The 15,502-nt window shown below is 39.6% G+C and carries 15 protein-coding genes; 4 read left to right on the top strand and 11 right to left on the bottom strand.

Features of this window, described 5'->3' with window-relative positions; genetic code table 11:
- Window positions 1-14 precede the first annotated feature (14 nt).
- Both J7E81_RS10030 and trmL read left to right on the top strand, forming a co-directional pair.
- The gene (locus J7E81_RS10030; RefSeq protein WP_215042049.1) at window positions 15-929 is read left to right on the top strand and encodes a LysR family transcriptional regulator; all 915 of its coding nucleotides are present in this window, start codon (window positions 15-17) and stop codon (window positions 927-929) included.
- Between the two features lie 105 nt (window positions 930-1,034).
- Window positions 1,035-1,505, top strand: coding sequence for a tRNA (uridine(34)/cytosine(34)/5-carboxymethylaminomethyluridine(34)-2'-O)-methyltransferase TrmL (gene trmL / locus J7E81_RS10025; protein WP_215042048.1), 471 nt, complete (start codon window positions 1,035-1,037; stop codon window positions 1,503-1,505).
- A 42-nt stretch (window positions 1,506-1,547) separates the two neighbouring features.
- Here the strand turns inward: trmL and J7E81_RS10020 are convergent, their stop codons facing one another.
- The gene (locus J7E81_RS10020) at window positions 1,548-2,420 is read right to left on the bottom strand and encodes an SDR family oxidoreductase (RefSeq protein WP_215042047.1); all 873 of its coding nucleotides are present in this window, start codon (window positions 2,418-2,420) and stop codon (window positions 1,548-1,550) included.
- Between the two features lie 196 nt (window positions 2,421-2,616).
- On the opposite strand from J7E81_RS10020, the gene J7E81_RS10015 reads away from it, so the two are divergent.
- On the top strand, window positions 2,617-3,060 hold the full coding sequence (locus tag J7E81_RS10015; RefSeq protein ID WP_215042046.1) for an Rrf2 family transcriptional regulator: 444 nt from the start codon (window positions 2,617-2,619) through the stop codon (window positions 3,058-3,060).
- Window positions 3,061-3,112: 52 nt separating this feature from the next.
- On the opposite strand, the gene J7E81_RS10010 is transcribed toward J7E81_RS10015, so the two are convergent.
- Window positions 3,113-4,042 (bottom strand): EamA family transporter, encoded by a 930-nt coding sequence (locus J7E81_RS10010; protein ID WP_215042045.1) that lies wholly within the window; start codon window positions 4,040-4,042, stop codon window positions 3,113-3,115.
- 125 nt (window positions 4,043-4,167) lie between these two features.
- On the opposite strand from J7E81_RS10010, the gene J7E81_RS10005 reads away from it, so the two are divergent.
- Window positions 4,168-5,055, top strand: coding sequence for an AraC family transcriptional regulator (locus J7E81_RS10005; RefSeq protein ID WP_251028570.1), 888 nt, complete (start codon window positions 4,168-4,170; stop codon window positions 5,053-5,055).
- A 173-nt stretch (window positions 5,056-5,228) separates the two neighbouring features.
- Here the strand turns inward: J7E81_RS10005 and J7E81_RS10000 are convergent, their stop codons facing one another.
- The 9 genes from J7E81_RS10000 to J7E81_RS09960 form a co-directional block, all read right to left on the bottom strand.
- Window positions 5,229-6,701, bottom strand: coding sequence for an aldehyde dehydrogenase (locus J7E81_RS10000; protein ID WP_215042043.1), 1,473 nt, complete (start codon window positions 6,699-6,701; stop codon window positions 5,229-5,231).
- Window positions 6,698-6,898 (bottom strand): 2-hydroxymuconate tautomerase, encoded by a 201-nt coding sequence (locus tag J7E81_RS09995; protein ID WP_215042042.1) that lies wholly within the window; start codon window positions 6,896-6,898, stop codon window positions 6,698-6,700. The genes J7E81_RS10000 and J7E81_RS09995 overlap by 4 nt, the downstream gene beginning before the upstream one ends.
- Before the next feature lie 26 nt (window positions 6,899-6,924).
- The gene (locus J7E81_RS09990; protein ID WP_215042041.1) at window positions 6,925-7,716 is read right to left on the bottom strand and encodes a 2-keto-4-pentenoate hydratase; all 792 of its coding nucleotides are present in this window, start codon (window positions 7,714-7,716) and stop codon (window positions 6,925-6,927) included.
- 73 nt (window positions 7,717-7,789) lie between these two features.
- The gene (locus tag J7E81_RS09985) at window positions 7,790-8,569 is read right to left on the bottom strand and encodes a 2-keto-4-pentenoate hydratase (protein WP_308162191.1); all 780 of its coding nucleotides are present in this window, start codon (window positions 8,567-8,569) and stop codon (window positions 7,790-7,792) included.
- Between the two features lie 24 nt (window positions 8,570-8,593).
- Window positions 8,594-9,607, bottom strand: a complete 1,014-nt coding sequence (gene dmpG / locus J7E81_RS09980) for a 4-hydroxy-2-oxovalerate aldolase (protein ID WP_215042040.1) — start codon at window positions 9,605-9,607, stop codon at window positions 8,594-8,596.
- A complete protein-coding gene (locus J7E81_RS09975; RefSeq protein WP_215042039.1) occupies window positions 9,604-10,515 on the bottom strand; it encodes an acetaldehyde dehydrogenase (acetylating) in 912 nt (303 codons plus the stop codon). Before J7E81_RS09975 ends, dmpG begins: the two co-directional genes overlap by 4 nt.
- A gap of 34 nt (window positions 10,516-10,549) precedes the next feature.
- Complete coding sequence (locus tag J7E81_RS09970) at window positions 10,550-11,545, bottom strand: catechol 2,3-dioxygenase (protein ID WP_215042038.1); 996 nt, start codon at window positions 11,543-11,545, stop codon at window positions 10,550-10,552.
- A 39-nt stretch (window positions 11,546-11,584) separates the two neighbouring features.
- On the bottom strand, window positions 11,585-13,099 hold the full coding sequence (locus J7E81_RS09965) for a 4-hydroxyphenylacetate 3-hydroxylase family protein (protein ID WP_215042037.1): 1,515 nt from the start codon (window positions 13,097-13,099) through the stop codon (window positions 11,585-11,587).
- Between the two features lie 266 nt (window positions 13,100-13,365).
- Entirely contained in the window at window positions 13,366-15,246 is a 1,881-nt protein-coding gene (locus J7E81_RS09960; RefSeq protein WP_215042036.1) for a XylR N-terminal domain-containing protein, read from the bottom strand.
- Between the last annotated feature and the right edge of the window lie 256 nt (window positions 15,247-15,502).

The raw sequence follows: 15,502 nt of genomic DNA, 5'->3' as shown, positions 1-15,502 counted from the left end.
GGGGAGAATTTCAAATGGATCTAAAACAGTTGGAATATATGATTAAAATCGCTGAGGAAAACAATATTACAAAAGCAGCTGAAAAACTATTTATCACTCAATCAGCCTTAAATCAGCAACTCTTAAAATTAGAAAAAGAACTGGGAACGCAACTTTTTGTTCGTTCAAGAACCAATTGGCATCCCACACAAGCAGGGGAAATTTATATTGAGAATGCCCAAAAAATGCTACGTATTAAAAGAGATACCTACAACCAAATTAATGATTTAATCGATATAAAAAAAGGAAAGCTTAGTATTGGCCTAACTCCTGAACGCGGTCCTGAAATGTTTGCAACAATCTACCCTGCTTTTTACAAAAAGTATCCCAATCTAAAAGTGGAACCAATTGAACTGCCGGTGAAACAACAACAACATGAACTATCAATGGGGAATCTCGATATTGGATTTTTAACATTGCAAAATTCTCAAAAGACAAATGATAAATATATCTATATCTGTTCGGAAGATATTATTTTAGCTGTTCCCAATGCGCATCCCCTTGCCCATTTAGGAGGAAAACTCGGTGATAAATTACCTGAAATAAGCTTAGAGCTTTTTAAAAACGATACTTTTGCTCTTATGCAAAAAGGATCCACTCTTCGAGAAATTTATGATCATCTTACTGCCGACGAAGATTTTAACCCCTATATCTTGTTAGAAACTAGGAGCTGTCATACGTTGTATCAAATGGTGGCGGAAGGAATATGCTGTTCCATCATCCCAATGGCGTATGCTAAACCAAACTCGAACGTCTCATATTTCTTCATCAAGCAAAAACCTGTTTGGGAAGTATGTGCATCATATAAGAAAGGTGCTTATCTAAGTAATCCTGCTAAAGATCTTATAGAGATCGCCAGGTCTTATTGGTCCAAAAAATTAAAGCCATAAAGAAAAAAACAGGTTTTCCTATTAACCTGTGGGAGTTAACGTACAACTCTTTACAAACTGTATGCTATAATTTGGAGGGTAAAATTAAGATAGAGGTGACCAGTTTTGGCAATACATGTTGTACTATATCAACCAGAAATTCCCGCTAACACTGAAAATATTGCACGTACTTGTGCCGCAACCGAAACAGCACTGCATTTAATCCGGCCACTTGGCTTTTCAACAGATGAAAAAATGATAAAACAAGCTGGTTTAGATTTCTGGGAGCTTGTAAACATAACGTACTATGACTCATTAGATGACTTTTTTTCAAAAAATCAAGGTGAGTTTTACTATATTGAAACGTTTGGTGAAAAACCACATTCATCTTTTGATTTCAGTGATGGATCAAAAGAACATTATTTTATGTTCGGAAAAGAAACAACTGGTTTACCAAAGGATTTACTTAGAAATAATAAAGATCATTTTTTAAGAATACCAATGAATGATCATATTCGATCACTGAACCTATCGAATACTGCAGCTATATTGGTGTATGAGGCTTTGCGTCAGCAAGGATTCCCTAATATAAAATAAAAAATCTTCCCTCTGGAAGATTTTTTATTTTGCATAAATATTTTATTTTTCTTGTGAAACTGCATTAACAAGTTGAATCAGTGCTTCTTTGATTGGAGTAACTGGACGACCAAGAACTTTCTCAAAATCATTACTTTCAACATCAAGTGAACCATTCCGAATGCTTTCTTGAATTCCTACTACAATAGGAATTACAAAATCAGGTAAACCTAAACCTTTCATAATCTCTGCATATTTTTCGTCACTAACATGTTGTACAGGTATTTCTTTACCCAATACCGCACCAAGAGCAGATGCCAACTCTTCTTGAGTCAAAAGGGGGCCAGAAAGTTCATACACTGTATTCTCATGACCGTTTCCAAGAAGAACCGCTGCTGCTGCATCAGCATAATCTTGTTGCAGTGCCCAGCCTACTTTACCTTCCCCAGCGGAAGTTACCCACGGAGCTCCTGCGAGCGCACCTTGAATGCTTCCAATTTCGTTCTCCAAATACCAATTGTTCCGTAAGAAAGAATATGGGATCCCCGTCTTAATGATGGCTGCTTCTGTTGCAACATGAGGCGGAGCCATTAAATTTTTACTATCTGTTGCATTTGCCAAGCTTGTGTAAGCGATAAATTTTACCCCTGCACGCTCCGCTGCTTGAACAGCGTCAGTATGTTGACGGATTCTTGTTTCATTGTCACCATCCGCAGAAATAATTAATAAACGGTCAATCCCTGTAAAAGCCTGATCTAATGTCTCTGGTCGGTCAAAGTCTCCTTGCCGAACCTCTACTCCCCGAGCACGAAGTCCTTCCGCTTTCTCTGGATTTCGAACACTCACTGCCAGCTCACTTGCAGGTATAGCTTTCAACAATGAATCGACTACTTTTGTACCTAATTTCCCTGTTGCTCCTGTAACTAATAGTTTCATTTATATTCCCTCCAGATTTTTAGTTGTAACAATATTGATTACATGTTTTCATTTTAATTACCTGTATTCGTTTTGTCAACAGGTAAGGTTATTTATATTTTGTTGTTAATTTGGTATAATAAACTTGTAATCAATTTAATTACATGATAAAAAGATAAATTAAATAATAGAATCGTTAATAGGATGGTGACGAAACATGTCTATCAGCAGCCGATTCGCTGTCGGAATTCATATATTATCTCTTATTGAAATTAATAAAGATGGGGTCAGCTCATCTGAATTTTTAGCAGGAAGTGTAAATACAAATCCAGCAGTGATCAGAAAAATAATGGGAATGCTTAAAAAAGCAGGGTTGATAACCGTGCGGCCAGGTATTGCAGGGGCAGATTTAGCTAAGGATTTATCTGAAATTACATTACTGGACGTATATAAAGCAGTTAATGTTGTACAAGAGAAAGAGTTGTTTAGCATTCATGAAAATCCAAATCCTGATTGTCCTGTTGGAAGAAATATTCAATGCACCATTGAACCTTTGTTTACATTAGCCCAAACCGCTTTGGAAAAGGCGCTTGGGAATGTAACCATTGAGGATGTAGTGAAAGATATTATTGAAAAAGAGGAAATCAAAACTATAAAGTAATTAAAAAAACGACATTCCTCCGTGAGTGTCGTTTTTAACTATCTGTACTATTTTAATAAGAAATACTCACTTTACTCCTAGACTTTGAAGCGGACTCTTTATTCAAAGCCAACAATACAATCATTCCTATGATACAAGCTGTCCCAATCCATTGGAAAATTCCAAACGATTCTTTTAACCAAAAGACTGTTGTTAAAACTGCCGCTAGTGGCTCTATGCTTCCGAGCAGGCTTGATTCTTTAGGTGCTAGACTTTGCAAACTTTCTATATAAAACCAGAAGGCAATCATCGTACCAAAAATGATAACGAAGAACAGATATAAATAAGCTTCTAGTGTTAAGTTACTAGTGTCTAATTGCCAAGGTGGATGAATAAAACTTAAGGCAAGACCACCGATCAACATAGCCCAACCAACAATAACAAGCGAATCGTATTGTTTCAGTAATGGAATGGCATATAACGTATAAAAGGCTAAAGCGAATCCAGATAGAACACCCCAAACGATGGCAGGTGTAGGTACAGATAATTGAGAAATGGAGCCGTTTGTTAATAAGAAAAAACATCCCACTAAAGCTAGTGAAACCGTCAACAAATCATTTCGTGATACAACCGTTTGTTTGCGGATAATTAAGTAAACGATAATGATCACAGGTGCTAAATATTGTAATAGAGTGGCAACCGCTGCATTCCCATGTTTAATGGAAGCCATATACGTGTATTGAACCGCAAGCATACCGAGTAATCCGAAAATTAGTAATGGAATAGCGGTCTTTCTAGTTTTCCAAACACCAAGTATTTGGGAACGGTCTTTTCTGAAAAATTGAACGGTTAAGAGTAAAAAACCAGCTATGAGCAATCGGGTGGTAACCAGCCAATCAACATCGATTTGATACTGTTGAAAAAGCCTTTTTGCAACAGTTCCACCAATCCCCCAAAATACAGCTCCAGTAATAACAAGAACAATTCCCTTCTGTCTATTCATGTTTGATTCTCCACCTTTAAATATAAAAATAGTGATATAATATGTTAAATAATAAGGGGAAAACCGTTGAAATAATACCCAAATTGAATAAAAAAATATAAGTATATTGAGGTGGTAAAATGCAAATGAAAGATTTTAAAGTGGATCAAAGTTTAAAAGAACTAACAGTACATCGAACAGTTGTATTACCGCTTGCATGTTACGAAACCACCATTAATCAAAATATAAATGGATATATACCACTTCACTGGCATGATGAATTTCAGTTTGTTCTCGTTATAAAAGGAGAAGCCTTTTTTCAAATAAATGAAGAAACAATCATGATAAAAACTGGTGAGGGGTTATTTATAAATAGTGGCTGCCTCCACATGGCAAAAGATAAAAATAATTCAGGCTGTGCCTATATTTGTTTAAATGTATCCCCTCATTTCGTTTTATCCCAAGAACTTTATACAACCCATGTAAGCCCTTATATTCAGGCGACTAATATTCCTTATTTGCGCTTGGTTCCAGAGGAGCCTTGGGCACATAACATTTTAAGTTCAATGGAGAGAATCAATCAGCTAATCAAACAAAATCCACCATACTTTGAAATCGACATCAGCCTGCATTTAACCTTAATTTGGAAGAACCTAATTATGAATGGGATTGAATTGGAGTACGAACAGATGGAAGTGGTCAAAAGTCATCGAATGAAACAGATGTTAAATTGGATCCACCTACATTATGCGGAGAAAATCCTTTTAGACGATCTAGCACGAGCTGGTCAATTAAGTCGTTCCGAGTGCTGCCGATATTTCAAACGAGTTTTAAAGAAAACACCCCTGAATTATGTAACAGATTATCGAATTCAAAGAAGTTTAACTTTACTACAACAACCGGAATCAAATGTCACAGATGTTGCTTATCAAGTAGGATTTAACAGTACAAGCTATTTCATAGATAAATTCCGAAAGTCAATGAACATGACCCCATTGGCTTACAAAAAACAGAATTCCAGTTCACTTGTTTAGCAGTGCACTTCCACTTCTGATAAAGCTTATTTAGATCCACAGCTAGAGCATTGACATTAACTGCAGATCCTCTCATTGAAGAGTCTGCAGTTAGTGTCATGTTTTTATTTAAATACGAAGCTTGTCTGTGTAAAGGACCTTAATTTTACATAGGTATTTCGATCTTTTCATTACTATTTTAGGGCAATACATATATTTTTTGCTTCTGTGAAAAATTCCATACTGTGATGGCCACCTTCACGTCCGATGCCACTCTTTTTAAAGCCGCCGAATGGCGCACGGAGATCACGTACAAACCAGCAGTTCACCCAAATCGTACCGGCTCTAACTGAATGAGAAATTCGGTGAGCGCGTTGGAGGTTTTCTGTCCAAACAACACTATTTAATCCATATTCCGTATCATTGGCAATACAAAGGGCTTCCTCTTCGGTATCAAATGGGATAATTGTCACAATTGGACCAAAGATCTCTTCTTGGCATATTCTTGACTTAGGATTTTCTTGAATATAAACCGTAGGCTCTAAGTAGAAGCCAGTTTGTAAATATCCCGGTAAATCCGGTCGTTTTCCACCACAAATTAACGTAGCATTTTCTTCTTTGGCAATTTCAAGATAGCTTGTTACCTTTTTATAATGCTCTTCACTCACAACCGGTCCCATTTTTGTTTCCACATCTTGTGGATCGCCGACTTTTAGTTCCATTGCCGCTTTCTTAAATCGGTCAAGAAATTCATCCAATATCGGCCGATGCACCAAGATTCTTGATCCTGCAAGACAAATTTGCCCGGAATTCATGAACGCCGCCTGAATCGAAACAGGTATCGCTTTATCAAGATTGGCATCTTCGAACACGATATTGGCAGCTTTTCCACCTAATTCAAAAGAAACCTTTTTTAACGTATCAGCGCCGTTTTTCAAAATTCGCTTTCCGGTAGCCGTGGAACCCGTGAAGGAAACAAGATCTACTTCAGGATGGGTGGTCAAAGCCGTCCCAACGACTCCACCTTGACCATGAACAACATTCACAACGCCATCTGGTATTCCTGCTTCTTTGGCAATTTCTCCAAGGAGCGAAACAGAAAGCGGAGTCATTTCAGCTGGTTTAATAACAGCTGTATTGCCTGCAGCAAGACAAGGACCAAGCTTCCAAGTGGTCAACATAAAAGGAACATTCCAAGGGGTAATGAGTAAAGCTACTCCAACTGGTTCGTAACGCGTGTAGTTTAAATACGCTTCTTCCATTGGATACACTTCACCGCCTAGCTGCTCCATAAAATCCGCAAAAAATTTGATGTTATTGGCAGCGCGTGGAACTTCATGCTGTACGGCCGATTGAAACGGCTTCCCTACATCGGTCGCATCTAAACGCGCTATTTCCTCTTTTCGCTCAAGGATAATCTCAGCCATACGGCGAAGCTTTGCACAACGCTCGGCTACTGTCATTGTTCTCCACGGACCATTTTCAAATGCATTACGTGCGACATGGCAGGCACGATCCACATCCTCTTGTGTAGCTTCACTGACTCTCGCAATCACCTCCTGTGTAGCAGGGTTTTTCACCTCAAAACTAGCCCCATCGCTTGCTTTTACATATTCTCCGTTTATATAAAGGCCCACTTCTCTGACTACCGTTTGGACATTTGTCATTTTGAGACCTCCTTTCGCTTTTTCACTGATTCGCCTGCAATCCCCCAATGTTCTGGCTCTAGTTCATTAATCATAATGCGAACATTTTGAACAGGTGCTTCTAGTACCGCCGAAACGACATCTGTAACTTCACGAATCAATCGTTCTTTCTTTTCCGGTGATCTTCCTTTAAGAATATTAATCTGAATAAATGGCATAAACAGGTCACCCCTCGTCTTGAAGTTTATTCTGTGAATACAGCCTCCACCACACCAAGACCATCAAAACCCGCTGAGAAATGGTCACCTGCTTCAATTTTTATCGCCGCGGATAAGGAGCCGCTTAACACGACTTCTTCAGGTTGAATACTTTGACCTGCCTTATACAACCGATTGGCTAACCAAGCAATCGCTCTCGCTGGATGCCCCATTACAGCTGCACCCGCACCAGTCGCCACGACTTCTCCGTTTTGTTTAAAGACCATTCCCATCAATTTCAGATCGAAATCCTTCGGAGAAGAGAATTTTTCACCAATGATAAAACGAGAGGAGGATGAGTTATCCGCTACCGCATCAGGTAAGGTAAAGCTGAACCCATGGAAGCGGCTATCTATAATTTCTACTGCAGGAGCAATATATTCTGTTGCATCGAGCACGTCCGCAACCGAAACATGGGGACCCTTCAATTCTCGATTAAAAATAAAGGCAATCTCTGGTTCCAACTTTGCATGGATGAAAGGGGCAATCGAAATTTTTTCCCCTTCAAACAGCTGCATGCTTTCAAGCAAAACCCCATAAGATGGCTCATGAACGCCCATCATCTCTTGTTTTGCTTTGCTCGTTAAACCTAGTTTTCGGCCAATTCTTTTCGTATTCTCTTCTTTGCATTTCATTGCGATTAAGCGTTCCTGTACTTGATAGGCTAATGCTTCGTCCAGTTCGGGATAGGTGTCAACAAACTTACCAACCGCTTTTTTCTTCTTTTCCGCCTCAAAAAGTTCAACAGAAATTTGATCGATTACATCCGTTTTAATCATGTTATCACCTAGTTTCCTTTAATCTTCCATCAATCACTATTGGGGAATGCCCCAAGCTATTCGAGATTTTACATTATCTTTTAAACTTGGCGGTAACCGTACCAATATGGGCAAACTCCGCCGTAAATGTATCATTTTCTTTCACTTCTACAGCTCTCGTTAAGGCACCTGACAGAATGATTTCTCCTGATTTCAGGGAGACATCGTACTTTCCTAATGAATTAGCCAGCCAAGCCACGGACCGCAGTGGATTGCCAAGGACAGCTGCCCCTGCTCCAGAATCAATCATTTCTCCATTTTGATATGCAACCATACCTATTTGAGTAAGATCCAAGCCAGCTAACTTTGTCGGTTTTCCGCCAATAATCGCACAAGCTGAGGATCCATTGTCTGCAACTGTGTCTTCAAACTTAATCTTCCAGTCTTCAATCCGACTATCAATCACTTCAATGGCCGGAACAATGTAATCTGTCGCATCAATAACATCTAGGATGGAAACATTCGGGCCTTTTAAATCCTTATTTAAAATAAAGGCAATCTCAAATTCTACTTTCGGTTGGATATAGTCTGCTAGTGAAATATCTTCACCTTCAAAATACATCATATCAGCCAATAAATGACCATAATCCGGCTGGTCGACACCGAACATGTTTTGAATCGCTTTGCTTGTCGCGCCAATTTTCTTTCCAACGATGACTCCGCCATTTGCGACTTTTCTGCGGATAATTTCTAACTGCGTGTAATAAGCCTCATCAACGGTTATTCCCGGATAGGCAACCGTTAACGGCTTGATTACAGTCTTGGTTTCCTCTGCTTCCAAAAGATAAGTGGCCGCTTCTTGAATAATTGACACAACTGTTCCCTCCTTACACAAGTACTATACTTTTAACCCTTTTTTCTCCGCTAGTTCAAGCGCGACATCTAAAATCCAGTCCTCCTGGCCAGCAACTGTTTGTCTTTTGCCAAGCTCTTCCATAATTTCAGATACCCCGACACCAAACTTTTCCGCTGCGTGTTTAACATGTAATAAAAAGCTGTTATAGACTCCGGCATAACCGCTTGATAAGTTACCACGATCAATCACGATCGGAGATTGCATAAGCGGAGCTACTTTTTCTTCGGCAGCATCCATTAGGATGGCTAGATTGATTCCGGTTTTAATGTTCATTTTATTAAGAACCGCAACCAGAACTTCCGTTTGCGCATTTCCAGCTCCCGCTCCCAGCCCTCTTAGCGTTCCGTCAATTTGATCCGCACCAGCTTCAAGCGCCGTGATCGTATTTCCAATTGCCAAGCCAAGGTTATTATGAGCGTGGAAACCGACTTGAATAGACAATGCTTTTTTTATGGCCATCACTCTTTCGCGAACACCACTTTGAACAAGAGCCCCTGCAGAATCTACTACATATACACAATCAGCACCATATGATTCCATCAGCTTCGCCTGCTCCGCAAGAACGCTGGCAGGCTGAGTATGAGACATCATCAAGAAACCAACAGCCTCAAGGCCTAATTCTTTTGCTAAACGGAAGTATTGCTCAGTAACATCCGCTTCCGTACAATGAACGGCAATCCGGATTACAGAAATGCCCAGTTCCGCTGCATCTCTTAGCTCTTTACCCGTCCCAATCCCCGGCACGAATAACGAAGCAATTTTAGCGTTTTTTGCGGTTTCCACCGCTACTTTAATCAAATTAAATTCTGAGTGAATGGAGAACCCTTGCTGAATCGTCGAGCCATTTAAACCAGAACCATGACTCACTTCAATAACAGGAACACCGGCTTCATCTAAATCTTGAACAATAGCTCGGACCTGTTCAGGCGTATAACTGTGGCTAACGGCATGATCACCATCTCGTAGTGTTGTATCTGTCAGTCTAGGAATCTTCATCGTGTTACCTCCTTTCCACTTAGAAAATGGGCGGCGTATACATCTCCAACTCGGTAAGCAGAAGCAGTCATGATATCTAAATTCCCGGCATAAGTAGGGAAGAAATCTCCTGCTCCGATTACTTCGTTCATTATGACTACCGTTGGCAAACGGCCCCAAGGAGTTTCACGATAATCGACAAATGGCGTACCTTTTAATCGATAGCCTGGCACATAACTAGTAATTTCAGCTGCAATTGATTGAACCGATTCAATAACAGCTGCTTCATCAAATTCTTCCTTTATCACGGCATAAACGGAATTCGTCATATTAATCGGCGGCACTGCTGGATTAAAAATAGGAATTGCTCTTGCTATTTTCGCTCCGCCAATTTGCTGGACTGCATTTGCTGTTGTGCGAACAAACTCATCGACATTTTGTCTTGTTCCTGGTCCAATCGATAGACTGGCCGCTGTCGCAATGACTTCTGCATAATGAACAGGAACTATTCGATTAACGGCGTGAACAAGTGGGGTTGTCGCTTGTCCGCCGCAAGAAATCAAGTTGACATTCATCGCTTCCAGTTGGTCATGCAAATTTACAGTTGGGACGACAAACGGTCCAATCGCAGCTGGAGTCATATCAACGGCTAATTTCCCTCGTTCTCTTAGTGCTGGGGCGTTCTGCTTATGGGCTTTTGCACTTGTTGCATCAAATACAATCTTAATCTCTGGATCCTCCAAAATTGCATCGATTCCATGATGGCTTGTGGCGATTCCTATCTCCCTTGCTCGCGCTAGTCCTTCGGAATTTGGATCAATTCCCGTCACGATGGCTAAGTCCATATTTCCATCATTTTTTTCTATTTTATACATCAGATCTGTTCCAATATTTCCCGATCCTAGTATCGCTGTTTTTATTTTCGTCAAGACTTTCCACCCCGCTATTCTAGTATTTAACGAATTAAGGTTTTACAACTTCTACTTCAGCAGCCTCAATAACTGTAAGTGGGGTCCCTTGCGTCCACCAAGATACAGGGAATTCGGTTCCTATCCAAGTATCACCATTGCCTGGAACGTCCTTCATTTCCCAAACCACTGGTTTCCAAGCTGGATCTGTAATGATATAGCCTGCATCTCCGAACAATTCAATCCGGTTGCCGCCTGGTTCTATTACATACATACAGAAAGCTTGAGAAACTCCATGTTTATTAGGCGGAACTTCAATCTTGATATCATGATCTTTAAGTAAATCGGCCACATCATAAAGGTTTTGCGGAATGCCATACCAGTAGCAAAGATGATGCAGCTTGCCCTTGACGCCATTTGGCTCTTGCATATAGGCAATCTCATGAACAAGATTGGACACGCTCATCCAGCTTCCAAGTACATGACCATTATCTTGAATTTGCTCTCTTAATCGGAAACCAAGTTTATCTATTAAAAAGTCCGAATCTGCCCCTGGATTGGAGGTCATTAAATTGATATGATCCAATCGGCGAACCGGCACACCGCGGTCTGGGCGTTTGGAGGGACGGTTTAGTAATTTGGAGCGCTGCTTTTCTTGAACTTTGTAATATTCGACGTCCCACAGGATTTCCATTAAATGACCTTCCGGTGTCGTAAATTGATAAGCTTTCCCATGGCCGATATCTCCTTCAATCCAGCCTTTCCCTAATCCTGTTTTTTCGATCTCTGCTGCGCGTCGCTCTAATGCCTGCGGGGACGTTGCCCTCCACGCAACATGCCCTACTCCTGCATGGTTTGCCTCCGTGATTTTTAATGTATTATGGTAAAAGTCCTCATAAGCACGAAGATACACGGAACCTCCGGAACGAGCTGTCACTTCCATTCCTAGGAATCTTGTAAAAAATTCAACCGATTGTTCTAGTTTTGGAGAAAAAAGCTCCACGTGTGCTAATTGTGCTACATCAAAAATGGGTTCTTGGTATGAAGTCATATGAATCCTCCTAATATTTTTGGATTTCCAATAAAGGCTTTATGATTTGATAACCGCTTCTATTTCCGCAGCCTCTGCCCATGTTTTGTTTGTCCAACCCTTAAGGTCATAATCGTTTAATGCAGATTCGACGAATGCTTTTTGCTGATCCGCTGCACCTGTTGCCTCAAAATGGAATAACGCTTCCATATTGATATTTTCATGGTTTCCTGCATAGTTTACTTCATATAATTCATGACGGCCTCCGAACTCTGTGCCAATCGTATCCCAAACCATTTTCAATAATTTCACACGTTCTTCGGCACCAATTCCTGTTCCGCGATAATATGTGTCCAGGTAAGGTTTTAAATCTTCATTGAGAAAATCTTTTGAACTTGAAGGTAATTGAATTAACCCACCAGCCACGACTTGCTCGAAAATATTTTTCACTTTCACCCAAGCCAATGGAGCTAACGCACGATAAGCGGCACTTGAGTAAGAGTTTGGAATCGCTAACCCATTGGGCCCTTTTTCAGGATCCGTTGCCATTGCGGTTGATAGACCCCAGAACATATTTCGTAATGCAATGACCTCTCCAATCTTCGCCTGAACTCCACGGAAATCTTTTGTTCCAGCTCCTTCCGTTGCTTTCAATAACAGCCCAGTCATAAAATCCAATTTTACGGCGAGACGTGTACAGCCATGAAACGTAAAGCGCGGGATGAAACCGCTTACTTTTGCGAAATTATTTGATACTTCAATATTTCGGTAAGCCAGCACATCTTCCCAAGGTATGAACACATTATCAAGGACAATCACTGCATCATTTTCATCAAAGCGGCTCGATAATGGATAATCAAATGGCGTTCCAGTTTTAAATGCGTTTAATTCGTAGGATTGGCGGCTTATCATACGAACTCCTTCAGCATTCATTGGCACGAAGAAGATCAATGCGTGACTATCATCACCCCCACCTAAATCTTTCGGCCCATAGTTAGCAACAAAATTATAATGTGTTAACGCAGAAGCTGTCCCAACCATTTTGGCACCGCTTACAATTATGCCGTCATCGCGTTCTGCAACCGCACGAACAAAAGAATCTTTATTCTCATGTAACGGTTTTGAACGATCCACTTGCGGATTAATAATTGTATGATTAATAAATGGTACTTCCTTTGTTGCTTTTTTGTACCATGCCTTTGCGTTGTCTTCAAACCCCTCATAAAAATGACCAAACGCATTTAGGTGCCCAGTGAAGGATGCTTTATAATCAGGGGTTCTTCCCATAAAACCATAGCTTAGCTTTGCCCACTGAGCAATTGCATCTCTTGCCTCTAACAAATCCTTAGAACTAGTAGGAGTTTTGAAAAATTTATGTGTTCTGTCGCCGAATTCACTTGTTGTCGTTAAAATATCACGTGTAGCTGGATCATGAAGAGCATCATACATTCTCGCATACGAACGAGCAGCATTCCGATAAGCTGGATGGGTTGTAACATCTTTAATTTTTTCTCCGTTTAAATACACTGCCCTGCCGTCATTGAGACTTTCCAAATATTCTTTACCTGTGTACATTCCTTCAACTCCATTCCTAATCTCTTTTAATTGAAGTGTAAATCTATTAGTCCATCACTAGTTTCATCTTAAATTATCTGAAAATTATAAACAATAACACAAGATGATAGAAAACTCTATAAATACAACTACTTTGTGTCAGTTGTTCGAAAAAAAGCCAGACAGCCCACTAACAGAGTGTCTGTGGGCTGTCTGGCAAATTGATCGATGAATAGGTTTCATAATTCATGATATCCTGGATTTCTTGTAGTAGATTAAATTCATCACTATTCTTGAATTTTTTTAATTCTTTCATGCTCAATAATTTTCAATGCTTTTAACGCCATCATCAACTGAAATTGTCTTTGGGGATCACGCAAGTCACAATCAAGGAGGTCGGTAATTTTATTGAGACGATAACGAAGTCCGCTTTTAGATAGAACGAGGGATTCTGCTGTTTGATCCAAGTTCCCCCCTTGCTCTAGAAAATGGTAGAGCGTTTCTATCAATTCTAATTTATGCTTATCTAGATTCTCGTAGAGAACCCCAAGTTGATCTCGGATCATTTTCTTGATCACTTGTTCGTTTTGGTCATTGATTAAGATACCAAGTATGCCTAACTCACTAAAAAGCGTGATCGGTTCACTCCTTGAAGAAAGTCGCACTGCTGAACGTGCTTCTTCCATTGCAACTCCTGCTTCTAGAATGTTACTGTAGTGGGAGCTTATTCCCGCTAAGAACAAAGCATTTTTTATTTTCTTTTTTAAATAGGAGACTAAAGTCCGAATTGTTTTCTCCATGTTTTGCTGACGCACTTGTTTCTCTGTCATCAGGAGAATTAAGCTGTCAGGTTGCTGACCGATTAACACATTGAGGTTTTTTTCTTCTCGAAAGTAAGCAGAGACCCTTTCAAACGTTTTTTTATGAAGCGTCAATTCCTTTTCGTCACATGAATTCAAATACTTGTAGGTCAACACTACAATATGATAGTGATCGGATAGATCTAACTGAATAAAATCCGCTTTCCTCATAATTTCTTGTTGTGTATATTTTCCGCTAATAATTTCTTCAAGAAAATGACCTTTCACTTGTTCCAACGATTCCACTTCCGTTTTTTCCTTTAAAAACAGCAGCGAGCAAATCGACGCTAAGCGATCAAGAATCATCGAGTCGATCTCATAATTAGGGGTTCTTTCTCGTTCATACAGAAAAGAACAATAACCGACAACCTTACCTAATAGAAAAATTGGAGACATCAGTCGAGTCCCATTTTCCATCGAGAAAACACGTACTTTGGAATGGCATTGCTTTTTGTCTGCCATCTCAGAAAACTTTTCTCTAATGAAATCATAGTCTTCAAGAGTGATGCCTTTACAGGCAATGACATTTTGACGACCATCCTCCACGATAATGGGAACATAATGTTGTTTATGTAAAATATCGAGGATGGAATCGATGCTATTTCCCTTAATTAGCTCATTGGTCATCTCATTATACGTTTTTGACACAAGTGCGAGATTATTTCTTTCCAGCATAAGTTTTACGTTTGTTTGTTCCAATTCCTTTAATATCGGCAGTTCTTTACTATAAGAAAAGAATTCCTCCGCCTCTTCCTTCCATTCTGAAACAAGACGCCCTTCCCAGATGCAACACGGTGCCCCTTGTCCCTGGCATTGCAATTCTTTGAAAAAAACGTCCATTCCCAACACACCTGTAATATATCCTGTGGCATACCCAGTTAACGTATAACAAACAGGGCTCTGGCTAATGCCAAAATTTTGAAGATGTTGTTCCGCTTCATATGAATTTTCCCACACTCCTTTAAAGCGAAACGATTTAATTTCATTTCCTTCCAATTCAAAATCTTTCTCGGTGATGCGAGATTTCGCATGTCCTTTTAAAGCATGAATAATCGGACCATATTCAATCATTTCAAGCAAACTCAATGAGTCTTTTTTTGCCACCTCTTTTGCATCTTCTACCCCCAATTGATAGCCATACTTAAAGAAAAAGGTTTTCATCCGATTAATCCCAATATTCTCAATTAAATCACGCTGCATTGTCCCAAAAGCCTGGCTCGAAACAAAAATAGATCTTTCATTGTTGGCAAACCATAATTCATTCTCTTGACGAATATGTAATAATTCATTCAGTTTTAAAGTTTTCATTCCATTGCTCCCTAAATTTCTAATTTACTTAAGAACTAGGTAAATCTTACGTATGAGTGAATGAAAGAATGATTATTGACTTATAATTTTAGATGATTAGTAGTTTCCATTATACTGAAGGTTTTAAAAGATGAAAAGGCTTTCATAATTGAATATAGACTTATTTTAGATAGCCTTTACCAGCAAAAAAAATTTAATATTTTAGAACACAAAAAACGACAATGTTCGATTCTGATATTCTGTAGACTAATAGTAT

This window comes from Bacillus sp. ISL-18, from assembly GCF_018613415.1.
Classification (GTDB): Bacteria; Bacillota; Bacilli; order Bacillales; family Cytobacillaceae; genus Neobacillus.
This window is presented reverse-complemented; position numbering and strand designations above follow the sequence as displayed.

Excerpts from the sequence above, each read along its gene's own strand:
- J7E81_RS10030 (WP_215042049.1), top strand. The coding sequence starts at position 15 with ATGGATCTAAAACAGTTGGAATATATGATTAAAATCGCTGAGGAAAAC.
- J7E81_RS10020 (WP_215042047.1), bottom strand. The coding sequence starts at position 2,420 with ATGAAACTATTAGTTACAGGAGCAACAGGGAAATTAGGTACAAAAGTA.
- J7E81_RS10015 (WP_215042046.1), top strand. The coding sequence starts at position 2,617 with ATGTCTATCAGCAGCCGATTCGCTGTCGGAATTCATATATTATCTCTT.
- J7E81_RS10010 (WP_215042045.1), bottom strand. The coding sequence starts at position 4,042 with ATGAATAGACAGAAGGGAATTGTTCTTGTTATTACTGGAGCTGTATTT.
- J7E81_RS10005 (WP_251028570.1), top strand. The coding sequence starts at position 4,168 with ATGAAAGATTTTAAAGTGGATCAAAGTTTAAAAGAACTAACAGTACAT.
- J7E81_RS10000 (WP_215042043.1), bottom strand. The coding sequence starts at position 6,701 with ATGACAAATGTCCAAACGGTAGTCAGAGAAGTGGGCCTTTATATAAAC.
- J7E81_RS09995 (WP_215042042.1), bottom strand. The coding sequence starts at position 6,898 with ATGCCATTTATTCAGATTAATATTCTTAAAGGAAGATCACCGGAAAAG.
- J7E81_RS09990 (WP_215042041.1), bottom strand. The coding sequence starts at position 7,716 with ATGATTAAAACGGATGTAATCGATCAAATTTCTGTTGAACTTTTTGAG.
- dmpG (WP_215042040.1), bottom strand. The coding sequence starts at position 9,607 with ATGAAGATTCCTAGACTGACAGATACAACACTACGAGATGGTGATCAT.
- J7E81_RS09970 (WP_215042038.1), bottom strand. The coding sequence starts at position 11,545 with ATGACTTCATACCAAGAACCCATTTTTGATGTAGCACAATTAGCACAC.
- J7E81_RS09965 (WP_215042037.1), bottom strand. The coding sequence starts at position 13,099 with ATGTACACAGGTAAAGAATATTTGGAAAGTCTCAATGACGGCAGGGCA.
- J7E81_RS09960 (WP_215042036.1), bottom strand. The coding sequence starts at position 15,246 with ATGAAAACTTTAAAACTGAATGAATTATTACATATTCGTCAAGAGAAT.